This is a genomic window from Actinopolymorpha sp. B9G3 (genome assembly GCF_040120725.1).
GTDB lineage: Bacteria > Actinomycetota > Actinomycetes > Propionibacteriales > Actinopolymorphaceae > Thermasporomyces.
In genome coordinates this window covers 202,993-227,769 of sequence record NZ_JBEEAB010000009.1, presented here as the reverse complement: position 1 = coordinate 227,769, position 24,777 = coordinate 202,993, and the positions used below count along the sequence as shown (strand labels likewise).

The 24,777-nt window shown below is 69.2% G+C and carries 22 protein-coding genes; 13 read left to right on the top strand and 9 right to left on the bottom strand.

What is annotated here, in order from left to right:
- Positions 1 to 14 precede the first annotated feature (14 nt).
- Positions 15 to 215 (bottom strand): DUF1918 domain-containing protein, encoded by a 201-nt coding sequence (locus ABNF93_RS17840; RefSeq protein WP_349329213.1) that lies wholly within the window; start codon positions 213 to 215, stop codon positions 15 to 17.
- 209 nt (positions 216 to 424) lie between these two features.
- Here ABNF93_RS17840 and aceE point away from each other — a divergent pair, with 209 nt between their 5' ends.
- Complete coding sequence (gene aceE / locus ABNF93_RS17835) at positions 425 to 3,190, top strand: pyruvate dehydrogenase (acetyl-transferring), homodimeric type (protein ID WP_349329212.1); 2,766 nt, start codon at positions 425 to 427, stop codon at positions 3,188 to 3,190.
- Between the two features lie 107 nt (positions 3,191 to 3,297).
- Here the strand turns inward: aceE and ABNF93_RS17830 are convergent, their stop codons facing one another.
- From ABNF93_RS17830 to ABNF93_RS17810, 5 genes are all read right to left on the bottom strand, one after another.
- Positions 3,298 to 3,537: an NAD(P)-binding domain-containing protein gene (locus tag ABNF93_RS17830; protein WP_349329211.1), complete on the bottom strand. Its 240-nt coding sequence runs from the start codon at positions 3,535 to 3,537 to the stop codon at positions 3,298 to 3,300.
- Between the two features lie 36 nt (positions 3,538 to 3,573).
- Entirely contained in the window at positions 3,574 to 3,855 is a 282-nt protein-coding gene (locus ABNF93_RS17825; RefSeq protein WP_349329277.1) for a dihydrofolate reductase family protein, read from the bottom strand.
- Positions 3,856 to 3,891: 36 nt separating this feature from the next.
- On the bottom strand, positions 3,892 to 5,301 hold the full coding sequence (locus tag ABNF93_RS17820) for a flotillin family protein (protein ID WP_349329210.1): 1,410 nt from the start codon (positions 5,299 to 5,301) through the stop codon (positions 3,892 to 3,894).
- Between the two features lie 168 nt (positions 5,302 to 5,469).
- A complete protein-coding gene (locus ABNF93_RS17815; RefSeq protein ID WP_349329209.1) occupies positions 5,470 to 6,327 on the bottom strand; it encodes an alpha/beta fold hydrolase in 858 nt (285 codons plus the stop codon).
- Between the two features lie 5 nt (positions 6,328 to 6,332).
- A complete protein-coding gene (locus tag ABNF93_RS17810) occupies positions 6,333 to 6,575 on the bottom strand; it encodes an NfeD C-terminal domain-containing protein (protein WP_349329208.1) in 243 nt (80 codons plus the stop codon).
- On the opposite strand from ABNF93_RS17810, the gene ABNF93_RS17805 reads away from it, so the two are divergent.
- Positions 6,574 to 7,035 carry a YdeI/OmpD-associated family protein gene (locus ABNF93_RS17805; RefSeq protein WP_349329207.1) on the top strand — a complete coding sequence of 154 codons (462 nt, stop codon included), beginning with the start codon at positions 6,574 to 6,576 and terminating at the stop codon, positions 7,033 to 7,035. The two genes, ABNF93_RS17810 and ABNF93_RS17805, sit on opposite strands and share 2 nt — an antisense overlap.
- 15 nt (positions 7,036 to 7,050) lie before the next feature.
- On the opposite strand, the gene ABNF93_RS17800 is transcribed toward ABNF93_RS17805, so the two are convergent.
- Positions 7,051 to 8,064 carry a PHP domain-containing protein gene (locus ABNF93_RS17800; RefSeq protein ID WP_349329206.1) on the bottom strand — a complete coding sequence of 338 codons (1,014 nt, stop codon included), beginning with the start codon at positions 8,062 to 8,064 and terminating at the stop codon, positions 7,051 to 7,053.
- A 357-nt stretch (positions 8,065 to 8,421) separates the two neighbouring features.
- Here ABNF93_RS17800 and ABNF93_RS17795 point away from each other — a divergent pair, with 357 nt between their 5' ends.
- From ABNF93_RS17795 to ABNF93_RS17770, 6 genes are all read left to right on the top strand, one after another.
- A complete protein-coding gene (locus ABNF93_RS17795) occupies positions 8,422 to 9,540 on the top strand; it encodes a PucR family transcriptional regulator (protein ID WP_502877593.1) in 1,119 nt (372 codons plus the stop codon).
- An 87-nt stretch (positions 9,541 to 9,627) separates the two neighbouring features.
- The gene (locus ABNF93_RS17790) at positions 9,628 to 10,827 is read left to right on the top strand and encodes an acyltransferase domain-containing protein (RefSeq protein WP_502877592.1); all 1,200 of its coding nucleotides are present in this window, start codon (positions 9,628 to 9,630) and stop codon (positions 10,825 to 10,827) included.
- The gene (locus ABNF93_RS17785; protein WP_349329203.1) at positions 10,824 to 11,822 is read left to right on the top strand and encodes a beta-ketoacyl-ACP synthase III; all 999 of its coding nucleotides are present in this window, start codon (positions 10,824 to 10,826) and stop codon (positions 11,820 to 11,822) included. Before ABNF93_RS17790 ends, ABNF93_RS17785 begins: the two co-directional genes overlap by 4 nt.
- A gap of 73 nt (positions 11,823 to 11,895) precedes the next feature.
- A complete protein-coding gene (locus ABNF93_RS17780) occupies positions 11,896 to 12,141 on the top strand; it encodes an acyl carrier protein (RefSeq protein ID WP_349329202.1) in 246 nt (81 codons plus the stop codon).
- Between the two features lie 120 nt (positions 12,142 to 12,261).
- Entirely contained in the window at positions 12,262 to 13,497 is a 1,236-nt protein-coding gene (locus tag ABNF93_RS17775) for a beta-ketoacyl-[acyl-carrier-protein] synthase family protein (RefSeq protein WP_349329201.1), read from the top strand.
- Between the two features lie 121 nt (positions 13,498 to 13,618).
- Entirely contained in the window at positions 13,619 to 15,082 is a 1,464-nt protein-coding gene (locus ABNF93_RS17770; RefSeq protein ID WP_502877589.1) for an acyl-CoA carboxylase subunit beta, read from the top strand.
- A 13-nt stretch (positions 15,083 to 15,095) separates the two neighbouring features.
- On the opposite strand, the gene ABNF93_RS17765 is transcribed toward ABNF93_RS17770, so the two are convergent.
- Positions 15,096 to 15,581: an MSMEG_6728 family protein gene (locus ABNF93_RS17765; RefSeq protein ID WP_349329200.1), complete on the bottom strand. Its 486-nt coding sequence runs from the start codon at positions 15,579 to 15,581 to the stop codon at positions 15,096 to 15,098.
- A gap of 133 nt (positions 15,582 to 15,714) precedes the next feature.
- Here ABNF93_RS17765 and ABNF93_RS17760 point away from each other — a divergent pair, with 133 nt between their 5' ends.
- The 4 genes from ABNF93_RS17760 to ABNF93_RS17745 all read left to right on the top strand — a co-directional run bounded on the left by ABNF93_RS17760 (position 15,715) and on the right by ABNF93_RS17745 (position 21,389).
- Positions 15,715 to 18,444 (top strand): hypothetical protein, encoded by a 2,730-nt coding sequence (locus ABNF93_RS17760; protein ID WP_349329199.1) that lies wholly within the window; start codon positions 15,715 to 15,717, stop codon positions 18,442 to 18,444.
- Between the two features lie 10 nt (positions 18,445 to 18,454).
- Positions 18,455 to 19,132, top strand: coding sequence for a DinB family protein (locus tag ABNF93_RS17755; protein ID WP_349329198.1), 678 nt, complete (start codon positions 18,455 to 18,457; stop codon positions 19,130 to 19,132).
- A gap of 338 nt (positions 19,133 to 19,470) precedes the next feature.
- The gene (locus ABNF93_RS17750) at positions 19,471 to 20,574 is read left to right on the top strand and encodes an enolase C-terminal domain-like protein (RefSeq protein WP_349329197.1); all 1,104 of its coding nucleotides are present in this window, start codon (positions 19,471 to 19,473) and stop codon (positions 20,572 to 20,574) included.
- A 47-nt stretch (positions 20,575 to 20,621) separates the two neighbouring features.
- Positions 20,622 to 21,389: an SDR family NAD(P)-dependent oxidoreductase gene (locus ABNF93_RS17745; RefSeq protein WP_349329196.1), complete on the top strand. Its 768-nt coding sequence runs from the start codon at positions 20,622 to 20,624 to the stop codon at positions 21,387 to 21,389.
- A gap of 235 nt (positions 21,390 to 21,624) precedes the next feature.
- On the opposite strand, the gene aceB is transcribed toward ABNF93_RS17745, so the two are convergent.
- Entirely contained in the window at positions 21,625 to 23,223 is a 1,599-nt protein-coding gene (gene aceB / locus ABNF93_RS17740; protein ID WP_349329195.1) for a malate synthase A, read from the bottom strand.
- Between the two features lie 129 nt (positions 23,224 to 23,352).
- Here aceB and ABNF93_RS17735 point away from each other — a divergent pair, with 129 nt between their 5' ends.
- Positions 23,353 to 24,771, top strand: coding sequence for an MFS transporter (locus ABNF93_RS17735; protein ID WP_349329194.1), 1,419 nt, complete (start codon positions 23,353 to 23,355; stop codon positions 24,769 to 24,771).
- Positions 24,772 to 24,777: the final 6 nt, after the last annotated feature.

Genomic DNA, 24,777 nt, shown 5'->3' with positions numbered 1-24,777 from the left:
GGCCCTGGGGCCGATCAGGTCCTACGGGATGATCCCTTCTGCTCCACGACCGCATCCGGCCCCGGGAAGACGAGCGCCTCGTGGCCGTCGTCGAACCGGACGACATAGGGTGGGCTCCCGTCTTCTCCGCGGACCTCGACGATCTGACCCATCCTCTCGGGGTTCCCGACATGCCGTCCGAAGACGTGAAGCCGATCACCGACCCGCGCGTGCATGACGACCTCCACCAGACGTGGTTGTGACCTCACAGAGACTGCCCGGTTACCGGTCGGATGAAAACTGACGGCATGGCGAACGTCCGAAACCGTACGCCACACCAGGGTCTTTCGACTGCGGCACCGCTGCCGCGAGAGACTATGAAGGTCAAGGACGACAGCAGTGGCTTCGTGGGGAGAACCCCCCACCTCCCGAGAAAGGGATCGCCGTGGCTTCCGGAGCAGAGCGTAGGCCCATCATCACAGATGGTCTTCCCACCCAGCTCCCTGATACCGATCCAGACGAAACCCGTGAATGGATCGAGTCCCTCGACGCCGTCCTGGACGAACGAGGGCAGGAGCGTGCCCGTTACCTGATGCTGCGGTTGCTCGAACGTTCCCGCGAGCGCCAGGTGGGCGTTCCAGGCGTACGCAGCACCGACTACATCAACACCATCCCGCCCGAGAAGGAGCCGTGGTTCCCGGGCGACGAGCACGTCGAGCGCCGGATCCGGGCCTATATCCGGTGGAATGCCGCGATCATGGTGTCGCGGGCCAACCGCAAGGGCCTGGAGGTCGGCGGGCACATCGCGACCTACCAGTCGGCCGCGAGTCTCTACGAGGTCGGCTTCAACCACTTCTTCCGGGGCAAGGACCACCCCGGCGGCGGGGACCAGGTCTTCATCCAGGGCCACGCCTCCCCCGGTATCTACGCCCGGGCGTTCCTCGAGGGCCGGCTGAGCGAGAGCCACCTCGACGCGTTCCGCCAGGAGGTCTCGCACGGCTTCGGCAACGGCCTGTCGAGCTACCCCCACCCGCGGCTGATGCCGAACTTCTGGGAGTTCCCCACCGTCTCGATGGGCCTCACCGCGGTCAACGCGATCTACCAGGCACGTTTCAACCGCTACCTGTCCCACCGCGGCATCAAGGACACGTCGGACCAGCATGTGTGGGCGTTCCTCGGCGACGGGGAGATGAGCGAGGTCGAGTCGCTCGGCGCCATCGGGGTCGCGTCCCGCGAGGAGCTCGACAACCTCACGTTCGTCATCAACTGCAACCTGCAGCAGCTCGACGGACCCGTCCGCGGCAACGGCAAGGTCATCCAGGAGCTCGAGTCCTTCTTCCGCGGCGCCGGGTGGAACGTCATCAAGGTGATCTGGGGACGCGACTGGGACCCGCTGCTCGCCCAGGACACCGACGGCGTGCTCGTCAACAAGATGAACACCACCCCCGACGGGCAGTTCCAGACCTACTCCGTCGAGACCGGTGAGTACATCCGGGAGAACTTCTTCGGCGGCGACACCCGACTGCGGGCGATGGTCGACGGCATGTCCGACGACGACCTGCGCAAGCTGTCCCGGGGCGGGCACGACTACCGCAAGGTCTACGCGGCGTTCAAGTCCGCCACCGAGCACGTCGGCCAGCCCACGGTCATCCTCGCCCACACGATCAAGGGCTGGACGATCGAGGCGCTGGAGGGCCGCAACGCGACCCACCAGATGAAGAAGCTCACCAAGGACGACGTAAAGAAGTTCCGCGACCGGCTCTACCTCCCGATCTCCGACAAGGCGATCGACGAGAGCGACCTCCCGCCCTATTACCACCCCGGGCCGGAGGACGAGGAGATCGCGTACATGCTGGAGCGGCGGCGTACGCTCGGCGGGCCTGTGCCCGAGCGTCGGGCACACCCGACGCCGCTGAAGCTGCCCGGCGACCCCGTCTACGCCGATATCCGGAAGGGGTCGGGGAAGCAGAAGATCGCCACCACGATGGCGTTCGTCCGGCTCCTGCGCGACCTGATGAGGGACAAGGAGATCGGCGCGCGGTTCGTGCCGATCGCGCCGGACGAGTTCCGGACCTTCGGCATGGACTCGATGTTCCCCACGGCGAAGATCTACGATCCGCACGGCCAGACGTACGAAGGAGTCGACCGCAAGCTGCTGCTCTCGTACAAGCAGTCCGAGCAGGGCCAGCTGCTGCACGAAGGCATCAGCGAGGCTGGCGCGATGGGCTCGGTGACGGCGGCAGGCACGTCGTACGCCACCCACGGCGAGCCGATGATCCCGGTCTACATCTTCTACTCGATGTTCGGGTTCCAGCGCACGGGCGACTTCATGTGGGCGTTGGGCGACCAGATGGGCCGCGGCTTCCTCATCGGCGCGACCGCCGGGCGGACCACACTGACCGGCGAGGGTCTGCAGCATGCCGACGGTCACTCCCAGCTGCTAGCAGCGACCAACCCGGCGTGTGTCGCCTACGATCCGGCGTTCGCGTTCGAGATCTCCTACATCGTCAAGGACGCCTTGCGCAGGATGTACGGCTCCTCCGACGAACACCCCCACGGCGAGGACGTCTTCTACTACCTCACCGTCTACAACGAGCCGCAGGTCCAGCCCGCCGAGCCGGCCAACCTCGACGTCGACGGCCTGCTCCGCGGCATTTACCTCTGCGCGCCTTATCCCCGCCCGACCGATCGGCGTACACCGCGGGCGCAGCTGCTCGCGTCCGGCGTCGCGGTGCCGTGGGCGCTGGAGGCGCAGTGGATGCTGTCCGAGGAGTGGGGCGTCGCGACCGACGTCTGGTCGGTGACGTCGTGGAACGAGCTGCGTCGCGAGGCGGTCGGCTGCGAGCGGTGGAACCTCCTCAACCCCGACAGCCCGCAGCGGATCCCGTTCCTCTCGAGCAAACTCGAGAACGCCCCCGGGCCGTTCGTGGCGGTCAGCGACTGGATGCGAGCGGTTCCTGACCAGATCTCCCGATGGGTACCGGGCGAGTACACCTCGCTGGGCACGGACGGGTTCGGGTTCGCCGACACCCGGCCGGCGGCCCGGCGGTACTTCAACGTCGACGCGCCGTCCATCGTGGTGGGTACGCTCGCCGCCCTGGCGCGGCGAGGGGAGGTGAAGCCGTCGACGGTACGTGAGGCCGCGGACCGCTACTCCATCGCCGACCCCACCGCCGTACGCGACGTCGCGCAGGAGGGCGGCGACGCCTGAGAAGGCGACAACCTCTGAGTTGGCGGGCGGTGGATCGACAGCCTCGCGGGCTTATGATCCACCGCCCGCTTGTTTGTGTCGGGCCGGGTGACCAGGCGGGCTCAGTTTCAGGGCTCCGTTCGTTGCTTGCGTCTGCGTACGGCCATGATCACGATCTCGGAGCGGCCCACGACTTCCTGGTTGTCGACGCATACCTGTACACGCTCGTAACGCTCGGACAACTCCGCAGCGGTGCGGGCTCCCCGCGGGGAGAGGAAGACCGCTGGCGACTCGTCTTCAGCGCCGCACAGACCCATCACGACGGCTCGGCCGATCTCGCCCACTCCGATGAGTCCGATGTGCGGCATGGTGGCTGACCCTCTCGTGTGAGACGCGCGGCCAGCTCAGCGGCGGACGCGGTAACGGATATGGGTGGCATCCGAGGTGTCGATCACCCGATCGATCTCCAACTCGATGCGCGACGGAAGCACTTCGAACAACCGACGACCAGCGCCGAGCAGCACCGGAATCTGGTGGATCTGCAACTCGTCGAGCACCCCGGTCTCGAGTGCCCGCTGCGCGGTGTACGCGCCATGTACCATCACGTCCCGGCCCTCGGCCGCAAGCCCCCTCCTTGCCTTCGACGGGCGAACGACCCATCCGGGTGCACCGGCACCGGCTGTCAGGGACGGTCGGTGCCGGGCGCACCCAGGTGCGCGATCTCAGCCGGTCTGCTCGCCGTCTTGGAGCGTGGTGACCGGCGCCGTGCCGTTGGCCTCCGCCTTCGGAGCGTTGGCGCTGTCCTGCATCCCGTTCAGCAGGGTGCGAGCCAAGCCGAGGCCGGTGCCACCCATGGTGAGCGCCTTGGCCAGCAGGTCCGAGACGCCGTCGGCACCGTTGAGCACGACCATGTGGTCGACGTTGCCGAACGCCTTCGCGCCCTCGCCCACGATCTCCGGCCACTTCTCGGCCAGCTGCTGCGCCACGACCGCGTCCGGGTTTTCCGCGAGCGCGGCCGCGCGCGCCTTGATCGCCTCGGCTTCGGCCAGGCCCTGAGCCTGGGCCGCCTCGGCCTGCGCGAGCCCCCGCGCCCGTGCCGCGGCGGCGTCCGCCTCACCGGTGGTGCGGGTCGCCTGCGCCTGGGCCTGCGCACGCAGCTCGGTTTCCTTGGCCTCAGCCTGTGCGGCGGAGATGCGAGCGTCGCGGTCGGCGTCGGCGATCGTCCGGGTCTCGTAGGCACGCGCATCGGCGGGCTTGCGTACGTCCGACTGCAGCTTCTGCTCGGCCAGCTGGGCGGCGAGCTCGGCCGCCTCTGTCTCTGCCCTGATGACGTCCTGGCGGGCCGACGCCTCGGCCAGAGGGCCGGACTGCCGCGCCTTCGCGGCCGCCTGGTCGACCTCGGCCTGGTACTGAGCCTGCTTGATCTGGCTCTGCCGGACCGCACCTGCCTTCTCGGCCGCGGCGTCCTGCTCGGCCGTGGTGGCCTCCTGGTCACGCTGCGCCTCGGCGATCCGCGCCTGCGCGGCCACCGCCGCAGCATGCGGCTTGCCGAGGTTGGTGATGTAGCCGGTGGAATCGTCGATCTCCTGGATCTGGAACGAGTCGACGACGAGGCCGAGCTTGCTCATCTCGTCGGCCGACGAACCGCGGATCTCCGAGGCCAGGCGCTCGCGGTTGAGGATGAGGTCCTCGACCGTGAGGTTGCCGATGATCGAACGCAGGTGCCCGGCGAACAGCTCGTGGATCTGGCTGTCCATCGTGGCCTGCTGGTCGAGGAAACGCCGGGCCGCGTTGGCGATCGAGGCGAAGTCGTCGCCCACCTTGTAGATCACCACGCCGCGCACGTGGACAGGGATCCCCTGCTTGGTGACGCAGCCGACCTGCAGCGTCGCTGACCGGGAGTCGAGGAGCAGCCGACGGGCCGTCTGGAAGCCCGGCAGCACGAGCTTGCCCTTGCCGGTGACGATCTTGAAACCGAGACTCTCAGCGGTGTCGGTGTTCTCTCCCCGGGCGCCCAGCCCGGAGATGATGAGCGCTTCGTTGGGTTCGGCCACCTTCCAGATGGCGCGGAACGCCAGGACGATGACCACCACAGCGCCGAGCGCGATGGCCACGTAGAGGTACCACGGCATGAGTGACGTCAGAGCTCCTTAGCCAAGACCTACGCCTCCACATGAGGCTGGCCAAGCCTAGGACCCGGGTGACGACTTTTCATGATCGACTGGGATTTCGCGGCGGGTGCGGCACCTTCGTGACAGGACACGTCGACAGGAACCGTGTGCGGCCGACAGTCGCGAGGCTCAGACTCGGCTACCGGACTCCTCCGCTCGCATGAACGCCAGTGCCCGCTGGGTGATCTCCTCCGTACGCTCGAGTCCGAGCGCGTGACCGGCACCGTCGAGCTGTTGGAAATCGGCCGACGGGATCCGTCGGGCGAGCTCCCGGCCGGCCGCCACCGGGATCACCGGGTCGGCGGTGCCGTGTTGCACCAGGACCCTTGGCCGCAACCCGCCGACGCGCGACCAGCTCGAGTGCCGCACCGTTGCGAGGGACTGGTGCAGCAGGCCGCGCAGGCAGGTCGGTTCGGCGAGCATCGCCTCGACCGCCCGCCAACATTCTCCGTCGCGCGGCGCAGTCGCCGCGAAGTCGCCCGAGATGTTCGCACACAGGAACCGCTCGACCTGGACGTCCAACGGCACCGGTTTGACGGTGCGGACCGCGAGCGCGAGCACCTCCCGGACGCCGCGTCGCGTCACCAGCGCGGGACCGCGCGGCAGGCCACCCGACGTACATCCCAGCACCAGCGAGTGGACGCGTTCGGGGAACGCGAGGGCCAGTTCCTGCGCCACCATCCCGCCCATGGATGCACCGATCACGTGCGTACGACGGACACCGAGCGCGTCCAGCACGGCCACGGCGTCGGCGGCCATCGTCCGCGTCGACCACGGTCGCCACGGGACACCGGACCTGCCGCAGCCACGGTTGTCCATCGCCACCACCGTGTGGCCGGCCGCCCGCAGCGGTGCGACGACGGGAGCCCAGATCCGCGCGTTGGCGCCCAGGCCCATCAGGAGGAGGACCGCGGCCCGGGGGCGGCTCGCGGGTTCGAAGCACTCGTAGTACAGCGGGAGCCCATCGCGGGCGCGAGTCCAGGCCACGAGCTTCAGCCGAGTGCGTGAGCCACGTAGACCGTGCGTGGTGCGTGGTACTCGACGACGATCACCTGGGTACCGATCTCGAACGTCTCGCCCGGGACGCTCGGGTAGGCGTAGAACGCCTCCACGCCGCCGCGGATCGCCACCATGACCTCGCCGACGAGGCCGGGCCCGATCGTGCCGGTGACCCTCCCCTGCTTGCCAACCATCCGCACCCCTTCTGCCGCCGAGGCTCCTATGATCCCAGCCATGGACGCGCACACCTTCCAGGCGACGCTCGACCGCTCGGAGGAGTCCGGGACAGGGACGTTCGTCAAGGTACCGCTCGATGTCAGGGCGGCGTTCGGCCGTGCGCGGCCGGCGGTCCGGGTCACCATCGGTACGCACACCTTCCGCACAACCGTCGCCGTCTACGGCGGGGAGTACTACGTGGGGATCAACCGGGCCCACCGCGAGGCCGCGGGAGCCGAGGTCGGTGACACAGTGACGGTCACGCTGGTCTCCGACGATGAGCCGCGGGTGGTCGAGCTGCCCGATGATCTCGCCGCGGCATTGCGTTCCGGTGGCGTACTCGACCACTGGAGCCGGCTGTCCTACTCCCATCAGCGGGAGTACGTCGAGTGGATCGGCCAGGCGGCGCGCCCCGAGACCCGCGCCCGCCGGGTCACCCAGACCGTGCAACGGATCGGCGCCGGCCTCCGCCGCCGCTGAGGCCGCGGCGCCGCATCAGTCGCGTCGGGTCCGGGCGAGCAGGTCGTCGACGGGCAGAGTGTTGAGCACCCGGTCGGCGGGTACGCCGCACTCCTCGGCCCGTGCACATCCGTACGGCTGCCAGTCCAGCTGACCTGGTGCGTGCGCGTCGGTGTCGATGGTGAAGTCGCAGCCCTGCTCCACCGCCTGGCGCAGCAGTCGCCGCGGTGGGTCAAGGCGCTCCGGCCTGGAGTTGATCTCCACCGCGACGCCGAACCGCCGGCACGCCTCGAACACGATCTCCACGTTGAACACCGACTCCGGTCGAGTTCCCCGATTGCCCGTGATCAGCCGGCCGGTGCAGTGCCCGAGGATGTCGACGGCCGGGTTGGCGATGGCGGCCACCATGCGAGGCGTCATCTCCGTCGCGGGCATCCGCAGCTTGGAGTGGACGCTCGCCACCACGATGTCGAGTTCAGCGAGGAGGTCGGGCTCCTGGTCGAGGGAGCCGTCCTCGTTGATGTCCACCTCGATGCCGGTGAGGATGCGGAACGGCGCCAGCTCGTCGTTCAACCGGCGTACGACGTCCAACTGCTGGCGAAGGCGTTCGGCGGACAGGCCCCGGGCAACGGTGAGCCGTGGCGAGTGGTCGGTGAGCGCGAGGTAGTCGTGGCCGAGGCCGCGGGCCGCCTCGGCCATCTCACGGATCGGGCTGCCACCATCGGACCATTCCGAGTGGGTGTGCAGGTCGCCCTTGAGCGCCGCACGCAGCTCGTCACCGCCGTCGACGAGAGCGTCGGTCTCGGCCTCCAGCTTCGCGAGGTAACCGGACGTCTCACCGGCGAGGGCCTCCGCCACGACCTTCGCCGAGACGGGTCCGACGCCGGCGAGCTCGGTGAGCGTCCCCCTGGTGGATCTGCGGGCGATCTCCTCGGACGGCAGCTCCTCCAGGGCCCATGCCGCCTTCCGGAACGCACGGACGCGGTGGGTCTGCGCGCGGGAGCGTTCGAGCAGGAAGGCGATGCGCTTCAGCTGGTCAATGGGTTCCACGGTCACAGCGTCTCGCACCACTCGATCTCACCGCTCCGGGTGGCGGCGTTCTGGACAGGAAGGACAGATGCCGGGCAGGCCCCCCGGGACCGCACCGATCCCTACGATGCACGGCAACTCCCCACGATGCGCGGCGAATTTGCCGCGCATCGTGGGGAATGATCACGCATGCGTGATCATTCCCAGCAGACCCTGTGGCGATCTCGCCCCCTATCGGGTGAGTCTGACAGAGAGTACGACAGAATTGCCGAATCGATCACCACGTGTGACCGTTTCCCGGCACTCGCGTGGGAGACTGCCCATGTGTCGAGTCTCAACCGTGCGGTCACCGCAACCCATCTCGAACGCGCGAGTGGCATGCTCGCCTCGGCCACCATCGAGCGGATGCGCGAACGCCTCGACTGGTTCCGCGGAATGGCGCCGCAGGACCGGTCGTGGATCGGGCTCGTCGCGCAGACCTTCTTCGCCGCCTTCGTGGCATGGTTCCGTACCCCTACCGACGGACCCGTCTTCACCGGCGACGTCCTGGGCACGGCACCGCGCGAGCTCACCCGCAAGGTGACCCTGCACCAGACGGTGGAGATGATCCGGATCGGCATCGAGGTGGTCGAGGAACGCGTCGAGGAGATCGTTCCCGCCGAGGATGTGCCGAGTGTCCGCGAGGCCGTCCTGCTCTACTCCCGGGAGATCGCCTTCGGCGCGGCCGAGGTCTACGCCCGCGCCGCCGAGATGCGCGGCGCGTGGGACGCCCGCCTCGAAGCACTCATCGTCGACAACCTGCTACGCGGCGAGGCCGACGAGGCGGTACGGTCGCGGGTCTCGGCGCTGGGCTGGTCGGACGCGACGGCGATCCTCGTGGTTGTCGGGCGCACCCCGGAAGGCGGCGCCGAGGCGGCCGTCGAGCTGATCCGGCGCGACGCCCGGCACGCCCACCTCGACGTTCTCACCGGCGTCCAACGGGATCGGCTGATCGTCATCCTCGGTGGAGTCGAGGACCCGCAGAAGGCCGCCGCCTCCGTCGCCGCCCACTTCGGGCCGGGACCCGTGGTCGCGAGTCCGGTCGTTCCCGACCTGTTGGCCGCGCCTGCGGCGGCGCGCGCCGCGATCGCGGGGTTCCGCGCCGCCCCCGCCTGGCTCGACGCCCCGCGACCGGTTGCCGCCGAGGACCTGCTTCCCGAACGCGCCCTGGCCGGTGACAGCAACGCCCGCCGGCAGCTCGTGACCGACGTCTACGCACCGCTGGACCAGGCCGGCCCGGTCCTGCTCGAGACCCTCGCGGCGTTCTTCGAAAACGGCGCGTCGGTCGAGGCCACCGCGCGGATGCTCTTCGTCCACGCCAACACGGTCCGCTACAGATTGCGCCGAATCACCGAGCTGTCCGGCTATTCGCCGTCCAATCCGCGACATGCGTACACGCTCAGGATTGCGTTGACACTGGGCCGGCTGCACCCACCGGAGGCTCCTCACACGCCGTGACTTTGTCGGGTTCCTACAGCGAACTGCCGGCAAGTTTCGTCCCGCCACGTCGCCCCTTGGCGGCGTTCATTCGTCATCGTGGGAACCGTGCTCGTCATCGTCGCGCCAGGCCAGGGCGCGCAAACGCCTGGCTTCCTCACGCCGTGGCTGGAGGACCCGACCTTCGCCGAACGGCTGCGTTGGCTGTCCGCCGTCTGCGACGTCGACCTCGTGCACTACGGCACCAAGGCCGACGCGGACACGATCCGCGACACGGCGATCGCACAGCCGCTCCTCGTGGGCGCGGGCCTGGTCGCCGCTCTCGCACTGTTCCCGCATCCGGCGGACGCGTTCCGCGTGATCGACCTCGCCGCCGGGCACAGCGTCGGTGAGGTCACCGCGGCCGCTGGCGTGGGCGTCATCAGTGCCGAACAGGCGATGGTGTTCGTCCGCGAGCGCGGCAAGGCGATGGCCGCCGCCGCCGCCAAGGCACCGACCGGCATGATGGCGGTGCTGGGTGGGGATTCTGAGGAAGTGCTCGCCGCCATCGCCGAACACCACCTCGTCGCCGCCAACAACAACGGTCCCGGCCAGGTCGTCGCCGCAGGCACCCTGGAGGACCTCGAGAACTTCTCCAAGAAGGCGCCCGCGCGGACCCGCCTCGTCCCGCTGCAGGTCGCCGGCGCGTTCCACACCGAGTACGTCGCCCACGCGGTCGACCTGCTCGGCGGCTATGCCAAGGCGATCAGTACGCATGACCCGCGGACCCGCCTGCTGTCCAACCGCGACGGGCACATCGTCCACGACGGCCGTGAGGTCCTGGACCGGATCGTGACCCAGGTGAGTTCACCGGTGCGTTGGGACCTCTGCATGCAGACCATGCAGGATCTCGGGGTCACCGGGATGCTGGAGATGCCGCCGGCAGGCACACTTACCGGCATCGCACGGCGAGCACTGAAGGGCATCGAGACGTTCGCCCTCAAGACTCCCGACCAGCTTGACGACGCGCGTGCGTTCGTCGAGAAACACGGCGAAGGTGGACCGCTGGAGGGCAATCCCACCTGGCGGCTCCTCGTTGCGCCGATGAAGGGCGTGTTCAGCCTCGCACCTGATCTCGCTCTCGATCAGCCGGCGGGCGCCTCCCTGACGCCCGGAGCGGTCGTCGGCAGTGTCAAAAGCCTGCGTGACGACCTACCGGTCGCCGCCCCACATGGCGGCATCGTGGTCGAGTGGCTGGTCGAGGACGGCGATCCCGTCTCGCCCGGCCAACCGATCGTCCGGCTCCACCCGGCGGTGAGTGCCACGTGACAAGTGCGATCCGGTCAGCCACCGGCGTGTCCCATGCGCGCATCCTGGGCGTCGGTGGCTACCGACCGTCCCGGATCGTGTCGAACGCCGAGATCTGTGAACGGATCGACTCGTCCGACGAGTGGATCCGTACCCGGTCCGGCATCGTGAGCCGCCGGTGGGCCACGCCTGAGGAAACGGTCGCCTCGATGTCCGTCGCCGCGGGCGGCAAGGCCCTCGCCGACGCGGGCGTCCAGGCCGATCAGGTCGACTGCGTACTCGTCTCCACGGTCTCGCACCTGTCCCAGACGCCGGCCATCTCCACCACGATCGCCGCCGAGCTCGGCACCGGCGGCGTCGCGGCGTTCGACATCTCAGCCGCATGCGCCGGCTTCTGCTACGGCATCGAGCTGGCTCAGTCGATGGTGCGTACCGGCTCGGCGACCTACGTGCTCGTGATCGGTGTCGAGCGGCTGTCCGACCTCACCGATCTCACCGACCGGTCGACCGCGTTCCTCTTCGGCGACGGCGCTGGGGCGGCGCTCGTGGGACCGTCGGACCAACCGGGCATCGGGCCGGTCGTCTGGGGCTCTGACGGCCACCAGGCCGATGTCATCCGCCAGCAGGAGAACTGGGACGACGCCCTGGCCTCTGGTGAGTTCCCGCACCTGATGATGCAGGGCAACCAGGTGTTCCGGTGGGCGTCGTACGCCATGGCCAAGGTCGCACAGCAGGCGCTCGACGCAGCGGGCGTGAGCCCGGCCGAGCTCGACGCCTTCATCCCGCACCAGGCCAACATGCGCATCACCGACGCCATGGCCAAGGCACTGAAGCTGCCCGACCATGTCGTCATCGCCCGCGACATCGCCGAACAGGGCAACACCTCGGCGGCGTCCATCCCGCTGGCCATGGAGCGCATGCTCGCGGCCGGTGAGGTGAAGAGCGGGGACACCGCACTGATCATCGGTTTCGGGGCCGGCCTGGTCTATGCAGCTCAGGTCATCCGTATTCCATAACACCGCCAGCCGACCTCGCCCTCGATCCCCGGGCGCGGCATCACACTCGAAACAGAAGAAGGAGCATCAACGTATGGCCACCACCGAGGAGATTCGCGTAGGGCTCGCGGAGATCGTCAACGAGGTCGCGGGAATCCCGGCCGAGGACATCCAGCTCGACAAGTCGTTCACCGACGACCTCGACGTCGACTCGCTGTCGATGGTCGAAGTGGTCGTCGCGGCCGAGGAGAAGTTCAGCGTCAAGATCCCCGACGACGAGGTGAAGAACCTCAAGACCGTCGGCGACGCTGTCGCGTTCATCGAGCAGTCACAGGGCTGACGACGGCGCGGCCGGGCGGGTGGGTGATGACCCGGAACATCCCACCCGCCGGCCGCGTCCGCACCACGCGATGGGAAAAGCACAGATGTTTCTGCAGTACGAAGAAATGGGGAGATCCCGATGAGCACCAAGGTTGTCATCACAGGACTAGGTGCCACGACCCCGCTCGGCGGCGATGTCGCCTCGACCTGGGAGGGCCTGCTGGCAGGGCGTTCCAGGGCGAGAACCCTCACCGACGAGCGTTTCGCCGACCTGCCCGCCCGAGTCGCCGCTCCCGCCGCGGTCGACCCCACCGAGGTCATCCCGCGGGTGGAGGCGCGCAAGCTCGACAGGTACGAACAGTTCGCGCTCGTCGCCTCTCGTGAGGCGTGGAAGGACGCGGGACTGGACGGTGCCGACGTTCCGGGTGAGCGCATCGCGGTCTCGGTCGCGTCGGGCATCGGCGGTCTCATCAGCATGCTCGACATCTACGACGTCCTGCAGGCCAAGGGCCCCCGGCACGTGTCGCCATACACGATCCCGATGATCATGCCGAACGGTGGCGCTGCCTGGGTGGGCCTCGACATCGGCGCTCGCGCGGCGGTCCAGACGCCGGTCGCGGCCTGTGCGTCGGGCAACGAGGCGATCCGACACGGGCTCGAGATCATCCGTTCGGGCAAGGCCGACGTCGCGATGGTGGGGGGCGCCGAGGCGGCCATCCACCGGCTGCCGGTGGCGGCGTTCGGCGCGATGATGGCGCTCTCCCGCCGCAATGACGAGCCGGAGCGGGCGTCCCGGCCGTTCGACAAGGCGCGTGACGGCTTCGTCCTCGGTGAGGGCGGCGCCGCCATGGTGCTCGAGTCCGAAGAGCACGCCCTGCGGCGTGGCGCCCGGATCTATGCCGAGGTCGCGGGTTCGGGTGCGTCTGCTGACAGTCACCACATCGTCCAACCCGACCCCGAGGGCAAGGGCAACGCCGCAGCGATGCGTGAGGCGCTGGCCGACGCCGGCATCCAACCGGCAGAGCTCAGCCACATCAACGCGCACGCGACCTCGACGCCGGCCGGCGACATCGCCGAGGCGGTCGGTATCCGTACCGTCCTGGGCAAGGCGGCCGACGGAGTCCTGGTCACGGCGCCGAAGGGGTCGCTGGGGCACCTGCTGGGCGCAGCGGGCGTGGCCGAGTCGATCGCGACCGTCCTCGCCCTCCACCACCGCGTCGTCCCGCCGACGGCCAACCTCGACGACCTCGACGACGAGGTGGCCCTGGACGTCGCGACCGAACCGCGCAAGCTGCCGGACGGCCCGCTCACCGCGATCAACAACTCGTTCGGGTTCGGTGGTCACAACCTCGTCATCGCGTTCCGTACGCCCTGAGGAGACTCCGGTCGACGCTGAGTGTCGCTGACCGGCGCTGGGTGAGACAGTGGTCGGAGCGCGACAGCGCGGGTCGACCACCCGGCGAGACCCTCGACCTAGCGACCGGAGTGAAAGGAACGTGACCGTCACCGAGAACCAGGCCGGCACCGCTGCCAATCCCGCGGCAGGCGGCTCCGCTGCCAAGCCGGCCAGGCCGCCACGCGAGCAGGACCCGCGCTACCCGCGCAACCGGCTCGCCGCCCTGCTCGACCCGGAGAGCATCGAGTTCCTCACACCCGAGGACGCCAGCGGCATGCTCGCGGTCACCGGCCGCGTGAACGGTCGACCGGTCGTGGCCTTCTGCTCCGATCCCACCATCCAGGGCGGGGCGATGGGCCACGAAGGGTGCGAGGTCGTGGTCACCGCCTATGATCGCGCCCTCGCCGACGGCGTACCCGTCATCGGTCTGTGGCACAACGGCGGTGCGCGGCTCGCCGAGGGAGTGCTGTCGCTGCACGCGGTCGGCCGCATCTTCCACGCGATGACCCGCGCGTCCGGCAAGATCCCCCAGATCTCTGTGGTGCTGGGGCCGGCGGCTGGTGGGGCCGCGTACGGTCCGGCACTCACGGACGTGGTCATCCTCGGTCCGGAGGGCCGCATCTTCGTCACAGGCCCCGACGTCGTGCGTTCGGTCACAGGTGAGGACGTCGACATGTTGCGGCTCGGCGGTCCGGAGCCGCACGGTCGCCGCTCCGGCGTCGTCCACATCGTCACCGAGACCGAACAGGCAGCGCTCGAGGAGGGACGCCGGCTGGCCGATCTCTTCGGCACGCAGGGCGAGGTCGACATCTCGGCGGTGGACGACACCGACCTGTCCGACCTGCTACCGGAGTCCGCCCGCCGGGCGTACGACGTCCACCCGCTGCTCGACGCCGTACTCGACGAGGGCACTGGCGTCGAGCTCCATCCCCGCTGGGCGCCCAACATCGTGACGACCCTGGGCCGCTTCGGTGGGCGTACCGTCGGGGTGATCGCCAACAACCCGCTCCGGCTGGGCGGCTGCCTCGACTCCACCTCGGCGGAGAAGGCTGCGAGGTTCGTCCGGATGTGTGACGCGTTCGGCGTTCCCCTGATCGTCGTCGTCGACGTGCCCGGCTACCTCCCTGGCGTGGGGCAGGAGTGGGATGGTGTCGTGCGGCGCGGGGCGAAGCTGCTGCACGCGTTCGCCGAGACGGTGGTGCCACGGGTCACGCTCGTGACGCGCAAGGCCTACGGCGGTGCGTACATCGCGATGAACTCCCGGGCGCTCGGCGCGACCAGGACGTTCGCCTGGCCGACCGCGGAGATCGCGGTGATGGGCTCGATCGCGGCGATCCGCATCCTGCACAGGCGCAAGCTGGCCGAGGTCGAGCCGGAGATCCGGCCGCAGGTCGAGGCCGAGCTGGCGGTCGAGCACGAGAAGCTCGTCGGCGGGCTCGACAAGGCCGTCTCGCTCGGTGTCATCGACGAGGTGGTCTCCCCGAAACAGACCCGGACCCGGCTGGCGTCAGCGCTGGCCGAGGCGGAGGCGACCAGGGGCCGGCACGGCAACATCCCGCTGTGAGGACTGACCCGCGTCACGCACCGCGTCGTTGCGCTGTCCCGCGGTCTGACGCCGGCCACACGTAGGGCAGGTCGTCGGGAACGTCGGGGAACTGTGCGCCGTAGTAGGCGGGGTCCTTGCGAACCAGCGCCGACTGGTGACTGTGGTGGAACGCCTGGTCGCCGAGCCAGGGCGGCAGCTCGTTCGCCCGCGCCAACTCCTCCTGGACACGTACGACGTCGCGGCCGGTGCGGCTGAGGTACTCGGTCCGTAGGCTGGCAGCGCAGGTGTCGCCTCGGCCAGCTTCCGCCCACACCCGGCAGACCTCCAGGCCGTACCGCACCAGCGCTTCCTCGTAGCCGGTCCACATGCGTACGACCGGGTGGTGGCGCCATCCGTAGCCGGCTCTCGTCAGTCCGCGGAGCACCTGCAGGGCCTCGACTCGCTGCTTGCCCAGCCGGCGCCGGTCGAGGACCCGGGCGCTGGCCGCGAAGTCGTCGTACGGCAGAAACGTCTGCATCCCTTCAGCGTAGGTCGGGTCGTGACCGGTGGCGGTCGGCAGGCGTCCGGACAGCGCCATGCGCGTTGACCGCGCCCTGCCGGGCGTCGACTATTCCGGCACCGCGTCCTTCCTGCCATGGAGGTATGCAAGCATGCCAACCCGCGCCCTGCGTGCTCGCCGGCTGCTCGGCCCGGCCCTCGCTCTCGGTCTCTGCTGCGCAGCCATCGCCATCGGTGGGACGCCGGCAGCAGTCGCCGCCGACCCGCCAGCGAGCGCCGCGCGCACTGCGGGCTCGGCGGCCGTGGGCGTCACCGACATGGTTCGGCTCGGCGACGCCGGCAGCGAGAGGGCGCATCGCCTCTCCACGAGCGGCCCTGCCAAGTCCGCACGCGGCGAGGTCGAGGCCGGCCAGCTCACCGAGGCGTACTCCGCCCGGTCGGTCCGCGATGGTGGGCGCTTCAGCGTGCGGCTCGACGTGGACCGCACGCAACCGCTGACCCTGCAGTTCAGGGAGATCCGGCCGAACGACGCGTGGGGTGAGACGTTCGGCTTCCGGGTGCTCCTCGACGGAACCCTCTTCTACGTCAGGGATCCCGCGACCAGTGATCCCGGAGGCGGTCCGTACTCCTCGTTCTTCCTCGACTCCGCCGACCCGGCCGTCATCGGCGACGGTGAGGTCGTCGTCACTGTCGAAGGGAGCAGCTCCGAGCCGGCGTACGTCGGGGAGATCTGGGCGTACGCCGACCTGCCGGGCATGGTCAACGCCCAGGACATGCGGGTGCCCGACCGGATGGTGTTCGTGCTGGGCCAGGACCACCGCGGCGAGGCGTACTTCCGCAGCCGGCTCGACTACGTGAAGTCCGCCATCCACGAGAGTCCCGAGGTGGGTCGCGGCATGGCGGTCCTCGACTACTTCCCGGTACGCAGCGCCGCGCAGATGAGCGCCAACTACCAGCTGTGGCTGCGGCTCTCCCGCGAGTACGGCCTGCCCTTCGGCATCGAGTCCACGAGCGACTGGGAGGGCACACCCGGTGGAGTGCCCGACGGCAAGGGCGGGACGTTCGGCGACCTCGAGTACCACCAGGTGTTGTGGAGCCCGCAGGACCAGACCGGGCCCGACAAGGACGTGTTCCGCGACCAGCGCCTCGACGACCTGCTCGGTGAGGCGTACGAACCACGCTACGGGCTCTCGGTGCCCAACATCTGGGGCAGCACGCCGTGGCTCACGTGGCGGAACCCCGACCTGAACGCCTATCTGGAGGAGAAGGCGGACGAGTCACTCGGCGTGGTCCGACCACTGGTCTGGGATCTGCAGCGCAGCGGCGAGGCGGATCGGGTGCTGGACTTCTCGACGACGATGGAGAGCACGTACTGGTCGAAGCGGGGCGGCAAGGGTGTGGCCGACCAGGCGTACACGGACTACAACGGGGGCGTCGAACGGCGAGACCTGTATGCCGACTACAACCCGAGCACGGTCGCGGCGGCCAAGGCGGAAGGGGTCGTGCTGGATCCGGCCGACGGGCTGTCGGAGGCGGAGAAGCGCTGGCTCTTCAGGAACCAGTCCTACCCACAGCAGCTGTTCGCCGACGTCTTCTACGCGGGCCTTCCGCGGCAACGGATCGACGCCGGCGCCGACGGCGCTGTCTTCCCGACCGACGGGCTCCGGCACAACGTGCACGCCGAGGTGTACTCCCGCATGCAGGAGCCGTACTGGGACGACGTACACCCCAGCATCGCGCAGGGCATCGTCCATCGGGCAAGGCCCGGCTCGGAGTACATCGAGCTCGACGACTACACCAAGGGGGGCTTCTGGCACCTGCAGAAGAGCCGGGAGTTCGGCCGGATCGCCAACCCGAACCTCGAGAACTCCGTCTCCGGCTACGCACCCGACAAGACGATGCTGCTTCGGCAGACCTACGTCAACGGATCGCGCTACACGTCCATCTACAACTGGCAGGGAGCCGACTCGCCGGACGCGGTCGCGACCTGGGTGAACCCGTTCGTCGACGACCTGCATCCGTGGGACGTGGTCCGCGATGCCCCACCCGACGGCGAGCTGACCGGACGCCGGTCGGTGTCGACGACGTTCACGGCCGGAGACCTGCGACTGATGAGCAAGGTGGACGTCCGGACCGAACGCACCGGATCCCCAACCCCGCTACGGCTCACGGTCACCGACGACACCGGCCGGGTGGTGACGATGCGGCACCTGTCGGGCGCGGAGATCCCGGCGAGTGGCTGGACCTCCTTCGACGTCCCCGTGGTGTCGCTGGACAAGGGACGGGCGTACACGGTGACGGTCGAGCAGGTCGGTGGCGGATCGGCTCCGGCGTACGCGTTCGGAACGACGGGCGGGGAGCTCGCGCTTCGCGTCGGACTCGACATGACGGCCGAACGCGACCGCAGCCTGGTGATCCAGTGGCGTCGCGACGCCGCCGACGCCATCGACAATGTAGGGGACGACCTCGGTCCCGGCGACACCCAGGCGAAGGTGCTGCTCGCCGCCGCCAGGGTGGCGCTGGCGAAGAACCGGTACGTCGAGGCCTACCGGCTCGCGATCAAGGCCGACTCGCTCCGCTTCCCCGTGCTCTACCAGGTGAGGGGCGGTGGCAAGGGAGAGTTGACACCGTTCCCCGTGGCGGTCGCGCCGCACAGTGACGTGGACATCGACGTGACGGCGTACTCCCCCGGTCGCACGCTGGACCTGTCGGTCCGGGGCTACGCAGCAGGTTCGGCCACGTTCACGGTGTCGGGCTTCGGTGAGGACCCGCGAGTGACCGTGGACGGTGAGCCGGTGCCGGTCGACCTGGCCGCTGGCAATGCCAATGCCACGATCGACCTGCCCGACACCACCGCCCACGAGGTGCGCGTGACGAGGTAGACCTGGACGCATGCGCACGCGGGTCCAGGTGTATGTGGAGAACGATGTCGCCATGGCGTTCGACCACGGGTCGGCCGCCTGGAGCTTCGAGGTCGACGTGTGGGGCCGGTGTGGCCAGGGTCCGGATGAGGCGAAGGCGCTCGGCGACCTGAACTCTCAGCTCGGCAAGGATGCCGACCTGGTGGTCGCCGAACGCGTCCGGGGTGACGAACGGGCGTTCCATCGGGACCATCGGCCGGCGACGGACGCGGAACGGCGCGCCACCCTGGCGGTCCTCGCCGACAGTCGCCGGGACGTGATGGCGCTCGTGCGTGCCTGCCCGGACGCGGTGCTCGACTGGGACGACCCGCACCGGGCACTTCCCTCGTACGCCTCCTGGCGGACGGTCCGGCAGGTCGCCTGGCACATCGTCGACACCGAGAGTCGCTACTACCTACCGATGATCGGGCTCGGCTACCGCGAACCGGCCGGAGACCTTCTCGCCGAGCTTGAACTGTCCGCAGCGCACGTACGCAAGGCGGTCGAGACCATGCCCGCCGACCTCGTACGCACCACGAACGGCGCGACGTGGACCTCGGTCAAGCTCCTGCGTCGCCTCGCCTGGCACGAGCGCGGCGAACTCGCCGTGATGCGTGCGCAGGCACGGCGGGCGGCAAAGGCGCCCTCGACGTCCCTACGCCGCCGGTAGCGGACTGGTTGCGGCCGGCAGCGGCCACTTGAGCCCGGGTGAACCGGGACTTTCTGGACACTTCAGGCCTAGTGCGCTATTAACATTCCGGCCGACACGGGTGTAGTTCCCGGTCGACGGCATCCGGTGAACTCTCGGCAGAGAATCGGCAGATAAGAGGTGTGCGCGGTGACGGCGAGACATCGGCCCCGGCAGGGAACCAGTCACCGTAGAACCATCCTGCGCGGAGACCGTCGTCGCGGGCGAAGTCCCCAACTGCACTGGCGTCGCGATGTCGCGGTTGGCGGCGCGCGCCGGAACCTCCCGACCGTGATGCCGTACGTCTGCATCCGGCACTGATGTCCGCGCTCGCGGGTCACCGCATTGCTCGGGTCATCACCGGAAACCTCCGTGACCGCTATCCGAGGACCATCGGACGCAACGCCCGACTCGGATCCCACGGTGCCGGCGGAACCTTCCAGGTCGCCGTCGTCAAGACGAACGCCGGAGCCATCGGTTGGGGCATCGCCGCCGGCGAGGTCGGGCCCGCCGACCACCTGGTCGGGCGCCGGGTGGTCGACCTGTTCGACCCGGACGTCGGCGTGACCGATCCCCGTGCCCTCCCGTTGGACTTCGCGCTCCACGACCTGGCCGGCCAGATCCTCGGCAAGCCGGTGTTTCGTCTCCTCGGAGATGCGGGACAGACGGCCGTTCCGTGTTACGACGGGGCGATCTACCTCGACGACCTCACCGTCAAGAACCCGGCCCGCGGTATCGACAAGGTCCTCGCCAACTGCGCGTCCGACCGGCGACTCGGCTATCGGGCGTTCAAGCTCAAGATCGGACGCGGCCACCGCTGGATGCCGGCCAGCGAAGGGATCCGCCGCGACATCGAGGTGACCCGCGCGGTCCGGGCGGCCCACCCCGATGCGCGGATCCTCGTCGACGCCAACGACGGCTACACGACCGGCGAGTTTCTCGCCTACCTCGATGCGGTCGCCGACTGCGGGCTGTTCTGGGTGGAGGAGCCGTTCCGGGAGACCCGCGCCTATCTGCGCCGGCTGCGCCGCTATCTCGACCAACTCGAGTCACGCCCGCTCGTCGCCGACGGGGAACGCGATCCTGACGTCCCCTTCCTTCTCCAGTTGGCGGCCGACGGACTGCTGGACGTTCTGCTCATGGACGTCGTGACGTTCGGATTCACCGCCTGGCGCCAGGTGATGCCTCGCCTGCGGGCAGCCGGCGCGCAGGCATCACCGCACGCATGGGGCCGACCGCTGAAGACGTTGTACGCCGCGCATCTCGCCGCCGGGCTCGGCAACGTCGTCGCGGTCGAGGGCGTACCAGGGCGGACGAAAGGAGTCCGCGCCGACAGCTACCGGTTGGTCGACGGGATGCTCCACCTGTCCGAAGCTCCCGGTTTCGGCCTACCCGTGCCACCGGTGTCCGGCAGCCTGCCGTGACCGGACGGCCGTGACAGAACTCTCATGACAGTGCTGAACTGTCTGCCATGACAGTGCTGGAGAAGTTCTCGCTCGCGGGAAAGGTCGCCCTCGTCACCGGCGGCAGCCGCGGGCTCGGTCGGGCGATGGCGCAGGCGTTGGGCGAGGCCGGTGCCGCCGTCGCGCTCGCGGCCCGCGGCATCGACGCCGCACGCCAGGCGGCCGATGACCTGGCTCGGAAGGGGATCCGCGCGATTGCCGTCCAGGCCGACATCACCGACACCGCCCAGGTCGAGCAGATGGTAGCGACCGTCACGAACGACCTCGGACCGGTCGACATCCTCGTCAACAACGCCGGGATCAGCGCGCCCGGCCGCGCACTGGAGACACCTGATACCGCGTGGCACGAGGTTTTCGCGACCAACGTCGACGGACTCTGGTACTGCAGTCGCGCCGTCGCCCGGCACATGGTCGAGCGCGGCACCGGCACGATCGTCAACGTCGGCTCGATGTCGGCGATGATCGTCAACCAGCCGCGGTGGCAGCCGTCGTACCTCGCGTCGAAGGCTGCGGTCCACCAGCTCACCAAGGCGCTCGCCGCCGAGTGGGCACCACACGGCATCCGGGTCAACGCCCTCGCGCCCGGCTACTTCCTCACCGAGATGTCACCGGTGGACCAGCCGGAGTACCACGAGTGGTGCGTCGAACCCGCCGCGATGAAACGCTACGGCCTGCCTGACGAGCTCGGACCTGCCGTCGTCTTCCTCGCAAGCGACGCGTCGAGCTTCATGACCGGGTCTGTCATGGTGATCGACGGCGGCTTCACGCTCTTCTGACCGCGACCCGCCCCACTGTCCCCAGGCGGCAATGACCACGCTGAGCAGGCAAATGGGACCTCAGCAAGGCGTCGACACCCGTCGAGATTCCTCTGGCCTCGCTGGCATGGCTACTTACCCACCAGGCGAGGCGAGCCGCCACCGAGCGGGTCGAGTCGCCACCAAGCGAGGCACCCACCCATCAGGCGAGGCGACTCACCCGCTCAGCGTGGTCATTCCCCCGCCAGCCGCCACGTCAGTCGATCAGGTCGTACGCCGGAATCGTGAGGAAGTCCACATAGTCCGAGGACAGCGCCACGCGCTCGAACAGGTCCCGCGCCTCGTCGTACTGGCCGTACTCGTACGCCTCGTCGCCCACGGTGGAACGGATGTGCGCCAGCTCCTCGTCCTCGATCCGGTGCACCAACTCGGCCGTGACGACCTCGCCGCTGTCGAGTGTCACCGCGTTGTTGATCCACTGCCAGATCTGCGAACGCGAGATCTCGGCCGTCGCGGCGTCCTCCATCAGGTTGAAGATGGCGACCGCGCCGTTGCCGCCGAGCCAGGCCGCCAGGTAGTGCAACGCCACCGCGATGTTGTTGCGCAGGCCGGCCTCGGTGACCGACCCGGGGGTCGACTTCACATCCAGCACGTCCTCGGCGATCACGTGCACGTCGTCGCGCTGCCGGTCGAGCTGGTTGGGCCGGTCGCCGAGCTTGGCGTCGAAGACCTCCTTGCAGATGGGTACGAGGTCGGGGTGGGCGACCCAGGAACCGTCGAAGCCGTCGTTCGCCTCGCGTTCCTTGTCGGCGCGGACCTTCGTGAGGGCCTGCTCGTTGACCTCGGGATCGCGCCGGCTCGGGATGAACGCCGCCATGCCGCCCATCGCGAACGCCCCCCGCCGGTGGCAGGTCGCCACCAGGAGCTCGGTGTAGGCGCGCATGCACGGTGCCGTCATCGTGACGGCGTTGCGGTCGGGCAGGACGAACGACGGGCCCACGTCACGGAAGGTCTTGATGATGCTGAAGAGGTAGTCCCAGCGGCCGGCGTTCAGCCCCGAGGCGTGCTCGCGCAGCTCGTAGAGGATCTCCTCCATCTCGAACGCCGCCGGAATCGTCTCGATGAGCACCGTCGCCCGGACCGTGCCGGCCGGGATGCCGAGCCGCTCCTCGGCATAGGTGAAGACATCGTTCCAGAGCCTGGCCTCGAGGTGGCTCTCCATCTTCGGCAGGTAGAAGTACGGTCCGCTGCCACGGTCGAGCAGCTCCCGGGCGTTGTGGAGGAAGTGCAGCCCGAAGTCGACGAGCGCACCCACGAGCGGTGTGCCGTTGACGTGCAGGTGCCGCTCGTCGAGATGCCACCCGCGGGGGCGTACGACGATCGTCGCGAGCGGCGCGTCGTCGCGCAGCGTGCGGGTCGTGCCGTCCGGCGAGCTGAAGGTGATCTGCCGCCGGATCGCGTCGTGGAGGTTGACCTGACCGCCGACGACGTTGGCCCAGTGTGGTGTGTTGGCGTCCTCGAGGTCGGCGAGCCACACGTTGGCGCCGGAGTTGAGGGCGTTGATCGTCATCTTGCGTTCGGTCGGTCCGGTGATCTCCACGCGACGGTCCTGGAGGTCAGCGGGTGCCGGTGCGACGCGCCAGGACGGATCGTCTCTCACCTCACGGGTCTCCGGTAGGAAGTCCAGCCGGCCGGTCCGCGCCGCCTCCGCACGCCGCTCTCGTCGCCTGGCCAGCAGTTCGTCGCGCCGAGCGCCGAACCGCTCCTGCAGGTCGCGTAGGAATGCGAGCGCCTCGCTGGTGAGGATCTCCTCGCCTCGTTCGACACGGGGGCCTGCCACCGTGATGTCGGCCACGATCTGCACCTTTCTTTCCGGACTACTCTCCCGGCTATTGGCAACGTCTAGCACATCGGCCACAAACGCGGCAGCTCCGGTCGACAGTCCGCCGACCGTTCGCTGCGACCCTCTAGGAGGATGGAGGGCGTGTCAGAGGACCGATGGGGAGTGCCGACCCGGCTGCTCGCCACCGTCGTCCTCGGAACGCTGCTCAATCCCCTCAACTCCTCCATGATCGCGGTCGCGCTCGTACCCCTGCAGCACGAGTTCGACGTCGGCGTGGCGACCGCCACCTGGTTGGTGAGCGGGTTCTACCTCGCCGCCGCGGTGGGCCAACCGCTGATGGGACGGTTCGTCGACCTCTTCGGGGCGCGTCGGCTGTTCGTCGGTGGGCTGACGCTCGTGTGCGCCTCCTGCGTACTCGCTCCCTTCGCTCCCGGCTTCTGGTGGCTGGTCGGAGTCCGCGTCCTCCTCGCGGCCGGTACGTCCACCGCCTTCCCCGCGGCGCTCGTCCTCATCCGCGCCGCGGCGATGGGAAACCCTGACTCGACGACCGCGGAGCCTCGGCCGCCGGCCGCCGCCCTCGCCTTCCTCAGCATCGCGGCCTCCACCAGCGCCGCCCTCGGTCCCGTCCTCGGCGGCTTCCTGGTGGCGTTCGCCGGGTGGGAGGCGGTGTTCCTCGTCAACGTGCCCCTCACGCTGGCCGGCATCGTCCTCGCACTCCGGGTCCTCCCTCAGGTCCCCACCAGGCACGCGGGCGACACATCCCTCCTCGCCGCGGTCGATTTGCCGGGCATCCTCCTGTTCAGTGGCACACTCACCGGGCTGCTCGTCTTCGTCCTCTCGATCGAGAGCGGGGCACTGTGGTGGCTCGCGGTGGTCGTCGCCGGGTTGGCGGTCCTGTTGGTGCTCCGGGAGCGCTCGACGGCGACGCCGTTCCTCGACATACGCGGCTTGGTGGCCAACCGCGGACTCTCGGCCGTACTCGGCCAGCAGGGCGGGTTCAACCTGGTGTTCTACTGCGTCTTCTTCGGGCTGCCGCTGTGGCTGGGGTCCGTCCGGGGCTTCGGGGCGGACACGGTCGGCCTGCTGGTGCTGCCGATCGCGGCGATGGGTGTTCTCATGACGCCCGTCGCGGCCCGGCTCGTCCGCCAGCGGGGATCCAGGGCGACGCTGGTCTTCGGGTCGCTGGTCCTCCTGCTCGCGACGGTCCTCGTCCAGGTCCTGTCGGACGCGACACCCATCGTGGTCCTCGTCGCCGTCGCCCTGCTCTTCGGTATCCCGGGCGGATTCAACAACCTCGGCCTGCAGAGTGCGTTGTACGAAGCGAGTCCCGGGGACCGGATGGGCTCGTCCGGCGGGTTGTTCCAGACGTTCCGCTACCTCGGAGCGATCTCGGCGACCAGCGTGCTCGGCGTGGTCTTCGAGCACGATCTGAGCAGCGCGGGCCTGCACCGGATCGGTTGGATCATGACCGGTGTCGCCGTGGCGCTCGTGCTCCTGGCCCTCCTCCTGCGCCCACGCCCCAGCACCCCAGCCCCTCCCCCGACTGCCCCTGTTCCATGATCATGA

Excerpts from the sequence above, each read along its gene's own strand:
- ABNF93_RS17830 (WP_349329211.1), bottom strand. The coding sequence starts at position 3,537 with ATGCCGCACATCGGACTCATCGGAGTGGGCGAGATCGGCCGAGCCGTC.
- ABNF93_RS17775 (WP_349329201.1), top strand. The coding sequence starts at position 12,262 with ATGAGCACCAAGGTTGTCATCACAGGACTAGGTGCCACGACCCCGCTC.
- ABNF93_RS17745 (WP_349329196.1), top strand. The coding sequence starts at position 20,622 with ATGACAGTGCTGGAGAAGTTCTCGCTCGCGGGAAAGGTCGCCCTCGTC.
- ABNF93_RS17820 (WP_349329210.1), bottom strand. The coding sequence starts at position 5,301 with ATGCCGTGGTACCTCTACGTGGCCATCGCGCTCGGCGCTGTGGTGGTC.
- ABNF93_RS17765 (WP_349329200.1), bottom strand. The coding sequence starts at position 15,581 with ATGCAGACGTTTCTGCCGTACGACGACTTCGCGGCCAGCGCCCGGGTC.
- ABNF93_RS17755 (WP_349329198.1), top strand. The coding sequence starts at position 18,455 with ATGCGCACGCGGGTCCAGGTGTATGTGGAGAACGATGTCGCCATGGCG.
- ABNF93_RS17780 (WP_349329202.1), top strand. The coding sequence starts at position 11,896 with ATGGCCACCACCGAGGAGATTCGCGTAGGGCTCGCGGAGATCGTCAAC.
- ABNF93_RS17810 (WP_349329208.1), bottom strand. The coding sequence starts at position 6,575 with ATGGCTGGGATCATAGGAGCCTCGGCGGCAGAAGGGGTGCGGATGGTT.
- ABNF93_RS17805 (WP_349329207.1), top strand. The coding sequence starts at position 6,574 with ATGGACGCGCACACCTTCCAGGCGACGCTCGACCGCTCGGAGGAGTCC.
- ABNF93_RS17795 (WP_502877593.1), top strand. The coding sequence starts at position 8,422 with ATGCTCGCCTCGGCCACCATCGAGCGGATGCGCGAACGCCTCGACTGG.
- ABNF93_RS17750 (WP_349329197.1), top strand. The coding sequence starts at position 19,471 with ATGTCCGCGCTCGCGGGTCACCGCATTGCTCGGGTCATCACCGGAAAC.
- ABNF93_RS17760 (WP_349329199.1), top strand. The coding sequence starts at position 15,715 with ATGCCAACCCGCGCCCTGCGTGCTCGCCGGCTGCTCGGCCCGGCCCTC.
- ABNF93_RS17840 (WP_349329213.1), bottom strand. The coding sequence starts at position 215 with ATGCACGCGCGGGTCGGTGATCGGCTTCACGTCTTCGGACGGCATGTC.